This window comes from Tardiphaga sp. 841_E9_N1_2 (assembly GCF_051811065.1).
GTDB lineage: Bacteria > Pseudomonadota > Alphaproteobacteria > Rhizobiales > Xanthobacteraceae > Tardiphaga > Tardiphaga robiniae.
This window is the reverse complement of the sequence record NZ_JBPWQC010000001.1, coordinates 2,436,066-2,452,733: the sequence shown is the minus strand read 5'-3', so window position 1 is coordinate 2,452,733 and position 16,668 is coordinate 2,436,066. Positions and strand designations below refer to the sequence as shown.

Sequence of the window (16,668 nt, the reverse complement as noted above, 5' to 3'; positions counted from 1 at the left end):
TCACGGCGTCCAGTCGATCACACGTCGTTCGATAAACTCGATGCCGTGAAACAGCGCAATACTTAGCACGGTGAGCAGCGCGATGGCGGCGAAAGCGAGCGGCGTCTGCGACTGCGCGGTGGAGGTCAGGATCAAATAGCCGAGCCCGTCCTGCGCGGCGACGAATTCGCTGATCACAGCGCCGATCACGGCGAAGGTCACCGCCACCTTGCAGCCGGTGAAGAAGTGCGGCAGCGCCACGGGAACGCGCAGCCGGCGGAACACCATATGCGGCGAGGCGCCGAGCGAGCGCATCAGGTCGAGCATGGTCTTTGGCGCAGCCTCGAAGCCGGCGACCATGTTGACGAGGATCGGGAAGAAGCAGACCAGCACCACGACCAGGATCTTCGGCCATTCCGAGAGGCCGAACCACAGGATGATCAGCGGCGCCACGGCGACCTTCGGCACTGACTGCAGGCCGAGCAGGATCGGATAGATGATCCGGCGCGCCAGTGGATTGAGGCTGATCAGGATCGCCAGCGGCAGCGACAGCGCGATCGCTAGCACGAAGCCGAGCACGGTCTCGCGCAATGTCACGATGGTGTTCGAGGCCAGCTCCGGCGCCCACTTTACGGCGGATGTGTAGATCTCGGATGGTGCCGGCAGGATCCATGTCGGAAGTTTCAGGGCGTCGCAGATGAGTTCCCAGCCGATCAATAGCGCCAGATAGATCAGTGGCGTGGCGGCGCGGTCGATGAAGTGCGAGAAGGACATGATCAGCCACCCGTCCGGTTGAAGATGATGTCGCGGATCTGGTTCTTGATCTCCTGGAAGCGCGGCAGCTTCACGGTGTCGGCATCGCGCGGACGCGGCAGATCGATGGTGATGTCGGCACGGATGGTGCCGGGGCGTTCCGACATGATCAGCACGCGGTCACCGAGCAGGATCGCCTCTTCGATGTCATGGGTGATGAGCAGCGCGGCGCGGCCCAGTTCCTGCCACAGGCGCGAGAGCTCGAGCGACAATTCCTCGCGGGTGAGCGCGTCGAGCGCGCCAAAGGGTTCGTCGAGAAGTAGCAGGCGCGGATCAGAGATCATGGCGCGGCAGAAGGCGGCGCGCTGCTTCATGCCGCCGGACAGTGCCTGCGGGCGCTGATGGGCGAAATCCTTCAGGCCGGTGAGTTCGAGCAGTTTCAGCGCGCGCTCGCGCGCGGCGGCTTTCGGCAGTGCCAGCACGTCGGCGGGAAGCAAGACGTTGTCGAGCACGCTGGTCCATGGAAACAGCACGTGCTCCTGAAACACGATGCCGACTTCATGCGATGGGCCGTCGAGCGGCGTGCCATAGCGCTGCATGGTGCCGGTGTCGGGCATTTCCAGCCCGGCAACGAGGCGCAGCAGCGTGGACTTGCCGCAGCCTGATGGGCCGACCACCGAGACGAAACTGCCGGGATCGATGCGCAGATCGACCGGGCCGAGTGCATGCGTGGCTTTGCCGTCGCGCCCGGGATAGGTCTTGGTGACGCCCTTGAGATCGATTGCAGGAACCACCGCCGCGGCAGTCCGCGACGGCGCATCATTATGTGCGGGAATCGCCGTCATCAGTCGATGAAGCCCGGCGCGAACAGGTCTTCCGGCTTCACGGGATTCTTCAGCGTGAAGTTGGCGGACATCACATCGACGGTGCTGGCGATGCTCTTCGGGTCGATATGGCCGAGCGATCCCTTCACCTCTGCGAGTTCCTTCACCAGCCTGGTCTCGCCTTCGATCACCGCCGGCTGCAATTCCTTCTGATACTTCGCCATGATGGTGGCGGCTTCCGCCGGATTGGCGAAGGCGTCCTTCATGCCCTTGATGGTGGCGCGGACGAAGGCCTTCACCTGATCCGAGCTCTTCGCGATCATCTCCTCGGAGGCGATCAGGCCGTTGCCGTAATAATCGAGATTGGAGTCGGCGTAATTGATGCGGGTGACTTCCTTCGGCGCCACGGCTGCTGCAATCAGCGGCTCGCCGACCGAGAACTGGCAGATCGCATCCGCGCGGCCATTGGCGAGCAGCGACGGCAGCGCCGAGCCTTCGGCGACCACCCACTTCACCTTGCTGGCGTCGATGCCGGCGGCCTTGGCGAAAGCCGGGAACAGCAGGCGCACCGAGCTTGATGCGGTGTCGGCGACGGTCTTGCCTTCGAGATCCTTCGGCGAATTGATGCCGCTGCCCTTGATGGCGAAGATCGCCTGCGGCGGCTTCGCATAGACCACGGAGACCAGCTTCACCGGCACGCCGTCATTGCCTCGCGCCAGCACCAGCGAACCGGCATCGGCGAAGCCGAAGGTGGCGACGCCGGCAGCAACCTTCTTGATGGCGTCGGCCGAGCCCTGGCCGCGCACGAAGGTCACGTCGAAGCCCTCGGCCTTGTAGTAGCCCTTCTCGCGGGCGACGTAGAAATAAGCGTGGCGGCCGTTGAAGCCGAAATCGGTGATGAAATTGATCTCGGCAGCCTGCGCGCTGGAGACGCCGGCCGTAGCCAGGGTCGCGAGCAGGACGGCGGTGAGGCGAGCGCGGAATTTCATGGTCTGACCTTCAGTGACAGGTGAGGAGGAGGCCGGCTTTCGGTGCGCAAGCGGCGCAGCCAAATTCGTTCGCAATCGAATAAATGCTAAGGGCGGCGTTGATGAAGATCAACGGCGGCGCTGCCCAAAAACTCACCGTGAATAACGAAAAATCGCGCAAAATCCGCGCATATCGCTCGTTTCTGAGGCGACTCGTGCCGTTGCTTGACAGCCGTGATCGGCCCGTTCTAAGCGAAATCATTCGCTATCGAATGATGTGCTGCTTGGACGCTGTGGCGCCGCTGGAACGAGGTGAGAGATGGATCGCGGAACACGGATCGCCGTTCTCGGCGCGGGTCTCGCCGGATTGACGGTGGCAGGGCTGCTGCAGCGCGCCGGCTTTCCGGTCGCGGTCTATGAGCAGTCGCCGCGTTTTTCGCGCATCGGCGCCGGCATCATTCTCGGCGCCAACGTTTCCAAGGTGCTGCGCCGGCTTGACCTCGAAGACGCCTTCGCCGCCACCGGCATTCGCCCCGATGCGTTTCTCAGCCGTGCATGGGATACGGGCGAACAGCTTTACAGGCTCGATTTCGACGCGGAATGCGAAGCGCGTTTCGGCGGCCCCTTTGTCAATATCCACCGCGCCGATCTGCATCAGTTGCTGCAGCGACCGCTCGCGCCCGGCACCATCCGTTTCGGCCACAAGCTCACCGGCATCGCGGAGCGCGGCGACGCGCTCACCTTGCGCTTCGAGAACGGCACAAGCGCGGAAGCCGATATCGCCATCGGCGCTGACGGCATTCGCTCCGTCACCCGCGAACTCATCCTTGGCCCGGAAGAGCCTCGCTTCATCGGGCGTTCTGCACCGCGCGCGGTGTTTCCCGCCAGCCGCATCAAGGGTGATCCTATCGACGACTGTACCAAGTGGTGGGCGCCCGACCGGCATACGCTGGCTTACTATATGACGCCCGACCGCAACGAGGTCTATGTCATGGCGGCGCTGCCGATGGCGCGCTGGGACGGCGACGGTTCACCGGTGAAGGGCGACCGCGACGAATTCATTGCCGCCTTCGACAGCGCGCATCCCGATCTCAGGCGCGCGGCGGAAGCGGCGGAAGATGTCACCGTGTGGCCGATCTTCGACCGACCGCGCAACGACACCTGGCACAAGGGCCGCGTGGTGCTGATGGGCGATGCCTGCCATGCGGTGCGTCCATTCATGGCGGCCGGCGGCTCGGCGGCCATCGAGGACGCCGCGATCCTCAGCCGCTGCATCGCCGAGTTCGGCGATCCCGCTACGGCCTTCGCGCATTACACGATGATCCGCATCCCGCGCGTCGCCGACATCCAGCAGATTTCCATCGCCAATTCATGGATGCATGGCCCGACCGAGACCGACTGGTTCTTCGGCTATGATGCCTGCACCGTGCCGCTCGACCGAGCCATTCCGGAGGCCCTATGTCCGAATTTGCAGCGATGAAGCCCGGCGACATCCGTCCTGAACCGATGCAGGCGCGCGATCTCGTCGGTTACGGCGCCACGTCACCCGATCCGCGCTGGCCGAACGGCGCGAAGATTGCGGTCAGCATCAGCCTGAATATCGAAGGTGGCGGCGAGTCCACGCTGGTGAATGGCGATGCAGTCTCCGAAGGCATGCTGAATGACATCGGCGTGCCGACGAAAGAGGGCGTTCGCGTTCCGCTGGTGGAGTCCGTGTTCGAATATGGCAGCCGTCGCGGCGCCTGGCGCGTGCTCGATGTGCTCGATCGCTTCAAGGTGCCTGTCAGTATTCTCGGCGTCGCGCGGGCGATGGAGCAGAATCCGGAGCTGGCGAAAGCCTGCGTTGCGCGCGGCCACGAGATGGTCAGCCACGGTTATCGCTGGATCGACTATTGCCATGTGGATGAAGCGACCGAGCGTGCGCACATCCGCAAGGCGATCGAGATACTCACCGAGCTGACCGGCAGCCGCCCGCTCGGCTGGATGACCGGACGTCCCGGTCCCAACACGCGGCGGCTGCTCGCGGAAGAGGGCGGCTTTCTCTACGACCGCGACTCGCTCGCGGATGAGTTGCCCTATTGGGTGAAGACCGAGCATGGCCCGTTTCTTGTCGTGCCTTACTCCTATGAATCCAACGACAATCGCTTCAACGAGAATTCCGGCTTTTCGACCGGCGAGCAGTTCTTCACTTACATGCGCGATGCGTTCGACGTGCTCTACGCGGAAGGCGTCGCCGGCGCGCCGAAACTGCTGTCCATCGGTCTGCATGACCGTTTGATCGGCCGTCCTGGCCGTGTTGGCGGGCTCATCAAGATGCTCGAACATATGAGCGCGCATGATGGCGTATGGTTCTGCCGCGGCATCGATGTCGCACAGCATTGGCGAACGCATTTTCCGCCGAAGCCATGACGCGCCGCTGACTGCCGGGCAATATTCCGGCTGATGGCATGCACGCCGGAGGCGGCGTTGCCGCATGTGTTCTCCGAACGCCTGTGCGTGTCACTCTGCTTTGCCTTCGCAGGCGAAGCCGGTCATACTCGATGCACTTATCCGCAGAGATAAGATCAAATCGGGAGAATGATCGTGCGAAACAACTTGCGTCTGCTCAACCGACGCCAATTCGTCACCGCGGGCGCAGGCGCTGCTGCATTGTTGAGTGCGCCGTCACTCGTCCGCGCCAATAGCTGGCCAACCAAGCCGATCAAGATTCTCGCGGGCTCCGCGGCCGGCGGCCAGACCGATCAATTCTCGCGCGTCTATGGCGAGTACCTGTCGCGGGAGCTCGGGCAGACCGTGGTGGTCGAGAACAAGGCCGGTGCCGGCGGCGCTGTCGCAGCGATGGAGCTGAAACGCTCCGATCCCGACGGCCACACGCTGATGATCTGCAACACCACCGCCTACATGCTCAATCCCGTCCTCATCAAGGACATCAAGTACAGTGTCCCGCAGGACTTCGCCTGGGTTGCGGTGATGCCGGGCGGAAGCCTGCCGCTGATGGTGAGCGAGAAGGTCGGCGCGAAGACGCTGAAGGACTTCATCGACTATGCGCGCAAGACCGAGAAGGTAAATGTCGGCACATATGCGTCCGGCTCCTTCGCGCACATGGTCATTGTCGAGCTCAACAAGCAGTACGGGCTGAAGATGGAGGCTGTGCATTATCGCGGCGAGGCGCCGATGTGGCAGGATCTCGCCGGTGGGTCCATCGATGCCGGCATCGGCAGCTACGCCGCGGCACTGCCGGTGCTGCAAACCGGGAAAGCGCGCGCCGTCGCGGTGTCGCGCCGCCGCATCAAGGATCTTCCCGACGTCGGCACATTCCTCGAACAGGGCGCAACCTCACGCGCGCACAGCCTTTTGACCTTTCAGGGATGTGTAGCTCCGGCGAAGACCCCGCCGGAGGTGATTGCAAAACTGTCGGCGCTGTTCGTTGGCGCCGGCAAGAGCGATCGCGTGCGTGAACTCCTCAAGAGCCAGGGTATCGACGAGGGCCCGATGACGCTGGAAGCGAGCCAGGCGCTCTACAAGGAAGAGGCGCCGGTCTGGGCTGAGCTTGCGGCGAGTCTGGGACCGCAGCCGCAGTAGTTGGGTCTGGAGGCACTCTGGCAGTCCGGCCCGCCACACACTCGTCATTCCGGGGCAGGACGGACCGCAAAGCGAGCCGGACTGAGCCCGGAATCTCGAAGTGTTTTGCGCTGTCGGAGACTCTCATGCTGGGATTCCGGGTTCGCGTCCGGCAAGGGCCGGCCACGCCCCGGAATGACAGTGTGGGGCGGCAAGACAGCACCCAAACATTTTTTCCTATCCTCCGTTGACACTATCCCCATCAGGTTTATATTCCCCAACGTCCTGCCCCACCGAGAGGGGCGATCGCGATCGTCACGTTCGCGGGGTGGGATGCGGTGGACGCCGGAGATGCGGCGTCACGCGGTTCATGGGTGACGTCTGTCTTCGGGCAGGACGGATCTGCGCCAGCACTGCCACTGGCAAGGAGACGGCCGACCTTCGGATGGAAAGAGCCCTGGACAGCGTGACGGACGACCAAATCGAAACGCGTCCGGCTTAAGTGCTTGAGGCTACCCTGTCCCTCCGCCCTGGGACATTAATTTTGGTGATGGGACCGTTCGCCATGGCAGATGTGCAAGCAACCGAAAAAACACCGCATGCGGAACGTCGGGCACTTGCTCGGCGCCTCCGAAAGTCCTGATGCACACTAACCTGCGGAAGACCGCATTCGCATCAGGCCCAAGGGTGCAACGGGCACCCGGCGTTCCGCACGCCCTCTCGCAAGAGGGTGGGAATGCAAAGGACGACGGCGCCCCCGCGCCGCAAACAATGGGGGTGATGACGCATGTCTGATGGGCGTCATCATGGGCCAAAGCAGGGCTGACGCCGCCTGCTTCTTTCAGCTAGAGTCATTCCAAACAAGAGGTCTGCCAGACCACAAAACGCGCGCGAGGAAATCCCGATGGCTCCATCTCCCGTCATTCGTCTGCATGACAACGACGCCGTATTGATCGCGCGCACCACGCTGCTGCCCGGTATCGAGGTGATGACAGGCGTCGTGACGTCGGAGCGCATCCCCGCGGGCCATAAGGTCGCGATCCGGCCCATCGCCACCGGCGAGGAAATCCGCCGCTACGGGCAGATCATCGGCTTTGCCACGCAGCCGATCGCGCCGGGCCAGCATGTCCATACGCAGAATATGGGCATGGGCGATTTCGATCGCGACTACGCCTATGGCGTGGACGTCAAGCCGACGCCGAATTTCGATCTGCCCGCCACCTTCATGGGTCTCAAGCGCAGCGATGGCCGCGTCGCCACGCGCAACTATATCGGCATCCTCACTTCGGTGAATTGCAGCGCGCATGTCGCCAGCATGGTCGCCGATGTGTTCAAGAAGAATCCCTTCACCGGCCACAACCCGCTCGCCGACTATCCCAATGTCGATGGCGTCGTCGCACTCACGCACAAGACGGGCTGCGGCATGACGCAGGACGAGCCGCTGACGCTGCTGCGCCGAACTCTCGGCGGCTACGCGCGGCACGTGAACTTCTCCCACGTGGTCGTGCTCGGCCTCGGCTGCGAGATCAACCAGATCGGTGGCTTGATGCAGGAGCAGAAGCTCGCAGGACGTCTGCGCGAGATGCAGATCCAGGAGATCGGCGGCACCCGCAAGACCACCGAGGCCGGCGTCGCCTTCGTCAATGAAGTGCTGGCCGATGCCAACAACGTCACGCGCGAGGAAGTCTCTGCCAGCGAACTCACGGTAGCCCTGCAATGCGGCGGCTCCGATGGCTATTCCGGAATATCAGCCAATCCGGCGCTCGGCGCGGCGAGCGATCTCTTGGTGCGCCATGGCGGCACCGTGGTGCTGTCGGAAACGCCGGAGACCTATGGCGCCGAACATCTGCTGACGCGCCGCGCGGTGTCGCGCGAGGTCGGCGAGAAACTGGTCGGGCTGATGCGCTGGTGGGATGCCTATTGCGAACGCGAGGGCGCCGAGATGAATGCCAATCCGAGCCCCGGCAACAAGGCCGGCGGCCTCACCACCATTCTCGAAAAATCTTTGGGCGCTATGGCCAAGGCCGGCTCGACCAATCTCGTCGATGTGCTGAACTATGCCGAGACGATCACCAAGAAGGGTTTTGTGTTCATGGACACGCCCGGTTACGACCCCGTTGCTGCGACAGGGCAGGTCGCCGGCGGCGCCAATCTCGTCTGCTTCACCACCGGCCGCGGCAGCGTGTTCGGCTGCAAGCCGGCGCCGTCCATCAAGCTCGCCACCAACACGCCGATGTTCAAGCGCATGGAAGAGGACATGGACATCAATTGCGGAACCATCCTCGATGGCGACGAGACGGTGCAGGAATGCGGCCAGCGCATTTTCGAGCTGATGCTCAAGACCGCGTCCGGCGCGCCGACCAAGAGCGAAAGCTTCGATTTCGGCGGCGCGGAATTCGCGCCCTGGGTGCTCGGCGCGACGATGTGAGGGTGACCGCTGCTCCGTCCTTATCCTGAGGAGCGGCGCACTTGCGCCGCGTCTCGAAGGATGGCCCAGCACTCCGATTCATGGTTCGAGACGCGCGCCAAGCGGCGCGCTCCTCGCCATGAGGGCTGAGTTAGGTGAAGCGCCCCCAATCGAGGCACATCGTGCCCGTTGTTAGAGCTTGATCCCTGGCACCTCCGGTGTTCTGCTTAAAAAAGCTGCTGGAGTTGCGCCACTGTGTCGATCTTCGTCGCACTGAACCACGTCACCCATTACAAATATGATCGGCCGATCACGCTGGGGCCGCAGACCATCCGGCTGCGACCCGCGCCGCATGCGCGCACGCCGATCCTGAGCTATTCGCTGAAGGTCACGCCGACCAACCACTTCGTGAACTGGCAGCAGGATCCGCAAGGCAACTGGCTGGCGCGCTTCGTCTTCCCGGAACCGGCGAATGAGCTGAAGATCGAGGTCGACTTCACCGCCGAAATGACCGTGATCAATCCGTTCGACTTCTTCGTCGAGCCCTATGCCGAGACGTTTCCGTTTGCTTATACCGATGACCTGAAGAGCGAACTCGCGCCCTATATGGCGACGACCGAACCAGGTCCGCGCTTCACCGCCTATATGGCAGAGATCGCGAAGGAAGCGCCGAACACGGTGAACTTCCTCGTCGATCTCAATGCGCGCCTGCGCGAGAAGGTCAACTACATCATCCGCATGGAGCCCGGCGTGCAGTCTCCGGAAGAGACGCTGCTGTCCGGGGCGGGCTCATGCCGCGACTCTGCGTGGCTCCTGATCGAGACGCTGCGCCATCTCGGTCTCGCTGCACGTTTTGTCTCCGGCTATCTCATCCAGTTGCGCCCGGACATCGATCCGATCGAAGGGCCACCCGAGGTCGAAGCCGACTTCACCGACCTGCACGCCTGGGCCGAAGTCTATATCCCCGGCGCCGGCTGGGTCGGCTTCGATGCGACCTCGGGCATGCTGACAGGTGAGGGGCACGTCCCCGTGGCAGCGACGCCGCATTTCCGGTCGGCGGCGCCGATCTCCGGCATGGCCGGCTTTGCCGAAGTCGAGTTCGCGTTCGCGATGGGCGTCAAACGCATTCGCGAGGCGCCGCGGATCACCAAACCGTTCTCGGATGAATCCTGGGCCAGGCTCGATGCACTCGGCGAGAAGGTCGATGCCGATCTCAAAGCCCATGACGTGCGTCTCACCATGGGCGGCGAGCCGACATTCGTGTCCGTCGACGATATGGAATCGCCGGAGTGGAATACGGCCGCCGTCGGCCCGACCAAACGCGGCCTCGGCGACGATCTGATCCGCCGGTTGCGGACGCGTTTCGCGCCTGGGGGCCTGATGCATTACGGGCAGGGCAAATGGTATCCGGGCGAAAGTCTGCCGCGCTGGGCGTTCGGTTTGTATTGGCGCAAGGACGGCGTGCCGATCTGGAAGAACGATGCGCTGATCTCCAGGATCGAAGGCCCGCGCAGCGCCGATCTCGGTGGTGCCGAGCGCTTCGCCGAAGGCACCGCGCGGCGGCTTGGCCTGCCGAAGGACTATGTCATCCCGGCCTTCGAGGATCCCGTCTATTGGGAGCAGAAGGAATCGAACCTGCCGAACAATGTCGTGCCCGGCGACTCCAAATTGCCCGATCCGGAGGAACGCGCACGTATGGCGCGGGTCTTCGAACATGGACTCGACAGGCCGAAGGGGTTCGTGCTGCCGATCCAGCGCTGGAATGCGGAGACGGCAGCCGACAGACGCTGGCGGTCCGAGCGGTGGAAGCTGCGCCGTGGCAATCTGTTCCTGACACCCGGCGATTCACCGATGGGCCTGCGCCTGCCGTTGTCGTCGCTGCCGCACCTCACCGAAGAGGAATATCCGTTCATCGTCGAGCAGGATCCGCTGGAGCCGCGTGGCGACATGCCGGTGTTCGACGAAATCGCATCTGCGGAAAACCAGCCTGCCGCGCAATACGTCCAGGAGCAACAGATTCGTTCCGGCGGTGTACGCACGGCGATGTCGATTGAAATTCGCGATGGCATTCTCTGTGCCTTCATGCCGCCGGTCGAGAAGTTTGAGGATTATCTCGAACTGGTGACGGCGCTGGAGGCGACGGCCGAAGAATTGCAGATGCAGGTGCATGTCGAAGGCTATCCGCCGCCATTCGATCCGCGCGTCGAGGTCATCAAGGTGACGCCCGATCCCGGCGTGCTGGAGATCAACATTCATCCCGCCTCGAGCTGGCGCGAGGCCGTTGACACCACGACATTTCTCTATGAAGAGGCCGCGAAGACGCGGCTCGGTGCCAACAAGTTTCTGCTCGATGGTCGTCACACCGGCACCGGTGGTGGCAATCACGTGGTGGTCGGCGGCAGCTCGCCGGCGGACTCGCCGTTCCTGCGTCGGCCGGATCTTCTGAAGAGTCTCGTGCTGTACTGGCAGCGCCACCCGTCGCTGTCCTATCTGTTCTCCGGCATGTTCATCGGTCCGACCAGTCAGGCACCGCGCATCGACGAAGCGCGGCATGATGGTCTCTATGAATTGGAGATCGCGCTGGCGCAGGTGCCGCCGCCCGGCGAGAAGGCGCCGCTGTGGCTGGTGGATCGGCTATTCCGGCACATCCTCGTCGATATCACCGGCAATACCCACCGCGCCGAAATCTGCATCGACAAGCTCTATTCGCCCGATGGCACGACAGGGCGTCTCGGCCTCGTCGAATTCCGTGCGCTCGAAATGCCGCCCGATCCGCGCATGTCGCTGGCGCAGCAGTTGTTGATCCGCGCGCTGATCGCCCGGATGTGGCGCGAGCCGCAGGACGGCAAATTCGTCCGCTGGGGCACGGCGCTGCATGATCGCTTCATGCTGCCGCATTTCCTGTGGGAGGATTTCCAGGACGTGCTGAGTGAACTCGGCCGGTCCGGCTACGAATTCTCGAAAGAGTGGTTCGAAGCCCAGCTCGAATTCCGCTTCCCCGTCTTCGGCCATGTCACCTATGGCGGCGTGACGCTGGAAGTCCGGCAGGCGCTGGAGCCGTGGCACGTGCTGGGCGAGGAGGGGTCTGCCGGTGGCACCGTGCGCTATGTGGATTCTTCGGTGGAGCGGTTGCAATTGAAGGCCAACGGTTTCACGCAGGGGCGGCACATCATTACCTGCAACGGCCGGGCGCTGCCGATGACCGATACCGGCCGGGCCGGCGAGGTGGTCGCCGGCGTCCGCTTCAAGGCCTGGCAGCCGGCGTCCGGCCTGCACCCGACGATTCCGGTCCATGCGCCGCTGGTGTTCGATATTTATGACAGCTGGAATCGGCGGTCGCTTGGCGGTTGCGTCTATCATGTGGCGCATCCCGGCGGCCGCAATTACGAGACAAAACCGGTCAATGCCTATGAGGCGGAGGCCCGGCGGCTGGCCCGTTTCGAGGAGATCGGCCACACGCCCGGCGAAATCGCCCCGCCAAGGGCAGAACGCACACTTGAATTCCCATTGACCCTCGACTTGCGAACGCCTCTCCTGCATTGAGAATGCAGGCAGTTTGGGCTGGAGAGTCGGAATGACGGGACAGGCCGGTCAGGGGAAAAAGCCCCGTCCGGGACATCGTAAAGTCGCGCAATGGACCCGCGACTACGAGCGGCTGCCCGGGATTCCCGACGAATTCATCGCCCAGGACGGCACGCCCCGCGAGGTCTGGACGCGTTTCTTCGAGGCCTTCGGCGCCATGGCGCCCGCCGAGATCGAACGCCGCTTCGGCTCTGCCGACCGTCATCTCCGGGAAGCCGGCGTCACCTACCGCGCGCCCGGCGAAATCGCCGACCGGATCTGGCCACTCAGCCATGTGCCGCTCCTGATCGACGAATCCGAATGGCTGCAGATTTCAGCGGCAATGACGCAGCGTGCGGAGTTGCTGGAGAAGATTCTCGGCGATCTCTATGGCGATGCCAGCCTCGTCGCGTCCGGCGCGATCCCGGCGGCGGCGATTGCCGGCAGTTCGGAATATCTGCGTGCGATGCGCGGCGTGAAACCGCCGGGTGGGCGCTATCTCAACGTCTATGCGGCCGATCTCGGTCGCGGTCCCGATGGCCGCTGGTGGGTGCTCGGCGATCGCACACAAGCGCCGTCCGGCATGGGCTATGCGCTGGAAAACCGATTGGTGCTGTCGCGCGCCTTCACCGACCTCTACAAGTCGATGAATGTCGAACGCGTCGCGCCGTTCTTCGAAGCCTTCCGCGACAGTCTGCGTGCCTCGGCCGATCGCGACGAGCCGCGCGTCGGCCTGTTGTCGCCGGGGCCGTTCAGCGAAACCTATTTCGAACACGCGACGCTGGCGCGCTATCTCGGTTTCCTGCTGGTGGAAGGCGACGACCTCGCAGTGTCCGGCGACCGCGTGCACATCCGCACTGTGGCCGGCTTGAAGCGCCTTGATGTGCTGCTGCGCCGCGTGGATGCCAATTCGCTCGACCCGCTGGAGCTCGATGCCTCGTCGCAGCTCGGTGTGCCCGGGCTGATCGACGTTGTCAGAAAGAATGGCGTCGTCGTCGCCAACATGCCTGGCTCCGGCGTGATGGAAGCGCGCGCGCTGCTGGGCTTCCTGCCAAGCTTGAGCCGGAAGCTGCTCGGCGAACCACTCAAGATGCCGCATATCGCGACCTGGTGGTGCGGCCAGAAATCGGCGCGCGAGGAAGTGCTGGCGCGGCTCGACGACTTTGCCATCGAAGGCGCCTATGGCGGAGCGGTGCCCGGTTTCCCTGGCTACTCGCCGGTGCTGCCGTCGCAGCTCTCGCCAAGCGAGCGCGAGCGTCTGAAGGCAGCGATCTCCAATCGCGGCGTCGATTATGTCGGGCAGGAGCTGGTGCAGCTGTCGACCACGCCGGTCTGGGACAATGGCCGGCTCGCGCCACGTCCGTTCGTGCTGCGCGTCTTCGCGGCGGCGACGCCTGAGGGCTGGACCGTCATGCCCGGCGGCTTCTGCCGTATTGCGGATCAACCGGATGCCCGCGCAGTCTCCATGGGCGCGGGCGCACGCGCCGCCGACGTCTGGGTCGTGGCCGACAAGGCCGTCCCTGCCTCGACGCTGCTGCCGGCCGTCGACAATGTTCGTATCCGCCGCATCGCCGGCTGGGTGCCGAGCCGGGCCGCCGACAATCTGTTCTGGCTCGGGCGCTATCTCGAGCGCGCGGAGTCCACGCTGCGTCTGATTCGTGCACTCAGCGTGCCGCAGCGCGATCCCGGCAAGGGCGGCGCCACCGGGCAGCAATCGATCGAGCGCATCCAGCGCATGCTGATGACCTGGGGCGCGACATCGCTCACCTCGCGCTCCCAGCCGGCCAAGATCGCGGCTCAGGCATTGCAGGGCGAAGAGCAGTTTGGCTCAGCGCTATCGCTGGTGCGCTCTGCATTGCGGACCGCCACCTCGCTGCGCGAACGGCTGTCCCCCGACGCCTGGCAGGTCATCACCGAAATGGCCGAGCGGCTTGCGCATGAAGTCGAAGATGACGATGACGTCGTCAGTGCGGCCGAACTCACGCTGCAGGAACTGGCGAGCTTCGCCGGTCTCGCGCAGGAAAACATGAACCGAGCCGCGGGCTGGCGTTTCCTCGAAATGGGGCGCCGTGCCGAACGCGCCATCAACACCACGCGCTTTGCGCGGCAATTCGCGTCCGACGAGGCGACGAGCGACGATCTCGATATCCTGCTGACGCTGGTCGATTGCCAGATCACCTATCGCTCGCGTTATCTCGTTGGTCCGCTATTGGCACCGGTCCGCGATCTCGTGGTGCTCGATCCCTATAACCCGCGCTCGGTGGCATTCCAGGTCTCGGCACTAAATGATCACATCGCCAGCCTGCCGACGCTGAAGGAGAACGGCCTGATGGAACGGCCGCAGCGGCTGGCGGTGGCGCTGCGTTCGTCGCTGGTCACCGGCGAGGCATCCGAAATCCACACCAAGTCACTGTTTGCGCTGGAGCAGGATCTGCTGACGCTCGCGGATTCCATCGGCCTGCATTACTTCCCGCACGGTGCTAGCGCGTCGCGCCCGGAAAAGCTGACGGGGCTGGCGTGATCTACGAAATCCGCCATGTCACGACCTATAGCTATGAAAGCCCGGTGAGCTATGCGCGCTGCTCGCTGCGGCTGCAGCCCAATAGCAGCGCCGGGCAGCAACTGGTCTCGCACAGCGTCGATATCAAGCCGCTGCCGGCGGCCCGCGCCATGCGGACGGATTTCTTCGGCACGCCGACGGAAAGCGTGTTGATCGAAACCCCGCATCGGGTGCTGCGGATAGACAGCCGGTCGCGCGTCTATGTCGAACGTTTTGCGCCGGGGCGCGGCGACGATAGCCCTTCCTGGGAGAGCGTCCGCGAGGCGGCGTTCGATTCCAGCGACCTCAGCGGTGCCTCGCCGATCGGCTATGTCTTCGCCAGTCCGCTGGTGCCGATCATCGATGCCGTCACGGACTATGCGGCGGTGAGCTTTACTGAAGGCCGCGGGATTCTCGCCGGCGCCGTCGACCTGATGCACCGCATCCGCACCGAGTTCAAATACGATCCGAAGGCCACCGTGATTTCGACGCCGTTGCAGGAGGTGCTGGATAAGCGCCACGGTGTCTGTCAGGATTTTGCGCATATCATGATTGCGGGCATGCGCGGCCTCGGCCTGCCTGCTGCCTATGTCAGCGGCTATCTGCGTACCATTCCCCCGCCGGGCAAGGAACGCCTGCAGGGCGCCGACGCGACCCATGCCTGGGTGTCGGTCTGGTGCGGCGAGGAACTCGGCTGGATAGGCTTCGATCCGACCAACGACATTTTGGTCGAGAACGATCACATCGTGCTAGCGATCGGCCGCGACTTCTCCGACGTGTCGCCGGTCGATGGTGTGATCGTTGGGGCCCGCAAGCAGAAGCTCGCCGTTGCCGTCGATGTGCTGCTGCTGGAATGACCATCGTCCGTCGCGCGCATAACACGGCCGACATCGTCATTCTCGGTGCCGGTGCGGCCGGCCTGATGTGCGCCGGCATTGCGGGGCAACGCGGTCGCTCGGTGATGCTGCTGGAGCAGGCGAGGGCGCCGGGCGAGAAGATCCGCATCTCCGGCGGCGGGCGCTGTAATTTCACCAACCTGCATACGACGCCGGCGAATTTCCTGTCGCAGAATCCGCAATTCTGCAAATCCGCACTGAAGGGCTTCACCCAGCAGGACTTCATCGCGCTGGTCGAAAAATATCGCATCGTCTATCACGAGAAGACGCGCGGGCAATTGTTCTGCGATGGCTCGTCCCAGCAGATCATCGACATGCTGCTGGACGAAAACCGACGCAGCGACGTGCAGATGCGGCTCGGCGTCGGCATTCTCGGCGTGACGAAGAACGAGAGCGGCTTTGTGGTCGCCACCGATCAGGGCGAGTATCGCAGCCAGTCGCTGGTCGTCGCCACCGGCGGGCCGTCGATCCCGAAAATGGGTGCAAGTGCCTTCGGCTACAAGCTGGCGCAGCAGTTCGGGCTGAAGATGATCGCGCCGCGGGCAGCGCTGGTGCCGCTGACCTTCGACGTTGCGGCGCTTGCACAATTCAAGGACCTCGCTGGCGTTGCCGTCGATGCCGTGGTCAGTGTCGGAAAGACCAAATTCGACGAGGCGCTACTGTTTACCCATCGCGGTCTCAGCGGTCCGGCGGTCCTGCAGATCTCGTCCTATTGGCGCGACGGGCTCGATGTCGTCATCGACATGGCGCCGACGCGCGATATGCTCGCCGCCTTGAAGGAGGCACGCCGCGAACGTCCGCGGCAGGAACTGGCGACCGTGCTTGGCGACCTCCTGCCCAAGCGACTGGCCCAGATGATCGCCGACAAGATCACCGGCCCACCGCGGCTGGCGGATTTTTCGGACAAGCTGCTGGCCTCCGTGGCCGCGGCAGTGAAGGAATGGCGCGTGCGTCCGAACGGTACCGAGGGCTATCGCACGGCCGAGGTGACGCTTGGCGGTGTGGACACCACAGAACTGTCATCAAAAACGTTCGAAGCGACATCAGTGCCGGGGCTATATTTCATCGGCGAAGTCATCGATGTCACCGGCCATCTCGGCGGCTTCAACTTCCAGTGGGCGTGGTCGTCGGGCGTTGCCGCGGGGCGGCACGTCTAGACAGCCTCCGGCGAATATCCAAC

General features: G+C 63.8%; 12 protein-coding genes. 9 read left to right on the top strand and 3 right to left on the bottom strand.

Going from position 1 to position 16,668, the window contains the following annotated elements:
* The 3 genes from AB8A50_RS11895 to AB8A50_RS11885 are packed head-to-tail and all read right to left on the bottom strand — an operon-like array spanning window position 1 to window position 2,545.
* Window positions 1-753 (bottom strand): ABC transporter permease, encoded by a 753-nt coding sequence (locus tag AB8A50_RS11895; RefSeq protein WP_439077770.1) that lies wholly within the window; start codon window positions 751-753, stop codon window positions 1-3.
* A 2-nt stretch (window positions 754-755) separates the two neighbouring features.
* Window positions 756-1,577: an ABC transporter ATP-binding protein gene (locus AB8A50_RS11890; RefSeq protein ID WP_439077769.1), complete on the bottom strand. Its 822-nt coding sequence runs from the start codon at window positions 1,575-1,577 to the stop codon at window positions 756-758.
* Entirely contained in the window at window positions 1,577-2,545 is a 969-nt protein-coding gene (locus AB8A50_RS11885) for an ABC transporter substrate-binding protein (protein WP_439077768.1), read from the bottom strand. The genes AB8A50_RS11890 and AB8A50_RS11885 overlap by 1 nt, the downstream gene beginning before the upstream one ends.
* 101 nt (window positions 2,546-2,646) lie before the next feature.
* Between AB8A50_RS11885 and AB8A50_RS11880 the strand changes: the two genes are divergently transcribed.
* From AB8A50_RS11880 to AB8A50_RS11840, 9 genes are all read left to right on the top strand, one after another.
* Window positions 2,647-2,895 (top strand): hypothetical protein, encoded by a 249-nt coding sequence (locus AB8A50_RS11880; RefSeq protein WP_439077767.1) that lies wholly within the window; start codon window positions 2,647-2,649, stop codon window positions 2,893-2,895.
* The gene (locus AB8A50_RS11875; protein WP_439077766.1) at window positions 2,844-4,004 is read left to right on the top strand and encodes an FAD-dependent oxidoreductase; all 1,161 of its coding nucleotides are present in this window, start codon (window positions 2,844-2,846) and stop codon (window positions 4,002-4,004) included. Before AB8A50_RS11880 ends, AB8A50_RS11875 begins: the two co-directional genes overlap by 52 nt.
* The gene (locus AB8A50_RS11870) at window positions 3,983-4,933 is read left to right on the top strand and encodes a polysaccharide deacetylase family protein (RefSeq protein WP_439077765.1); all 951 of its coding nucleotides are present in this window, start codon (window positions 3,983-3,985) and stop codon (window positions 4,931-4,933) included. The genes AB8A50_RS11875 and AB8A50_RS11870 overlap by 22 nt, the downstream gene beginning before the upstream one ends.
* A 174-nt stretch (window positions 4,934-5,107) precedes the next feature.
* Window positions 5,108-6,106: a Bug family tripartite tricarboxylate transporter substrate binding protein gene (locus AB8A50_RS11865; RefSeq protein WP_439077764.1), complete on the top strand. Its 999-nt coding sequence runs from the start codon at window positions 5,108-5,110 to the stop codon at window positions 6,104-6,106.
* Between the two features lie 883 nt (window positions 6,107-6,989).
* Entirely contained in the window at window positions 6,990-8,513 is a 1,524-nt protein-coding gene (locus tag AB8A50_RS11860; RefSeq protein ID WP_439077763.1) for a UxaA family hydrolase, read from the top strand.
* Window positions 8,514-8,747: 234 nt separating this feature from the next.
* Window positions 8,748-12,035 (top strand): DUF2126 domain-containing protein, encoded by a 3,288-nt coding sequence (locus AB8A50_RS11855; protein ID WP_439077762.1) that lies wholly within the window; start codon window positions 8,748-8,750, stop codon window positions 12,033-12,035.
* Between the two features lie 31 nt (window positions 12,036-12,066).
* Complete coding sequence (locus AB8A50_RS11850; protein ID WP_120292877.1) at window positions 12,067-14,574, top strand: circularly permuted type 2 ATP-grasp protein; 2,508 nt, start codon at window positions 12,067-12,069, stop codon at window positions 14,572-14,574.
* A complete protein-coding gene (locus tag AB8A50_RS11845; protein WP_120292875.1) occupies window positions 14,571-15,449 on the top strand; it encodes a transglutaminase family protein in 879 nt (292 codons plus the stop codon). The genes AB8A50_RS11850 and AB8A50_RS11845 overlap by 4 nt, the downstream gene beginning before the upstream one ends.
* On the top strand, window positions 15,446-16,645 hold the full coding sequence (locus AB8A50_RS11840) for an NAD(P)/FAD-dependent oxidoreductase (protein ID WP_439077761.1): 1,200 nt from the start codon (window positions 15,446-15,448) through the stop codon (window positions 16,643-16,645). The genes AB8A50_RS11845 and AB8A50_RS11840 overlap by 4 nt, the downstream gene beginning before the upstream one ends.
* The last annotated feature ends 23 nt before the right edge of the window (window positions 16,646-16,668 follow it).

Bases quoted from the DNA above. Each gene is read 5' to 3' on its own strand.
- AB8A50_RS11895 (WP_439077770.1), bottom strand. From the start codon at position 753: ATGTCCTTCTCGCACTTCATCGACCGCGCCGCCACGCCACTGATCTAT.
- AB8A50_RS11890 (WP_439077769.1), bottom strand. From the start codon at position 1,577: ATGACGGCGATTCCCGCACATAATGATGCGCCGTCGCGGACTGCCGCG.
- AB8A50_RS11885 (WP_439077768.1), bottom strand. From the start codon at position 2,545: ATGAAATTCCGCGCTCGCCTCACCGCCGTCCTGCTCGCGACCCTGGCT.
- AB8A50_RS11880 (WP_439077767.1), top strand. From the start codon at position 2,647: ATGAAGATCAACGGCGGCGCTGCCCAAAAACTCACCGTGAATAACGAA.
- AB8A50_RS11875 (WP_439077766.1), top strand. From the start codon at position 2,844: ATGGATCGCGGAACACGGATCGCCGTTCTCGGCGCGGGTCTCGCCGGA.
- AB8A50_RS11870 (WP_439077765.1), top strand. From the start codon at position 3,983: ATGTCCGAATTTGCAGCGATGAAGCCCGGCGACATCCGTCCTGAACCG.
- AB8A50_RS11860 (WP_439077763.1), top strand. From the start codon at position 6,990: ATGGCTCCATCTCCCGTCATTCGTCTGCATGACAACGACGCCGTATTG.
- AB8A50_RS11850 (WP_120292877.1), top strand. From the start codon at position 12,067: ATGACGGGACAGGCCGGTCAGGGGAAAAAGCCCCGTCCGGGACATCGT.
- AB8A50_RS11840 (WP_439077761.1), top strand. From the start codon at position 15,446: ATGACCATCGTCCGTCGCGCGCATAACACGGCCGACATCGTCATTCTC.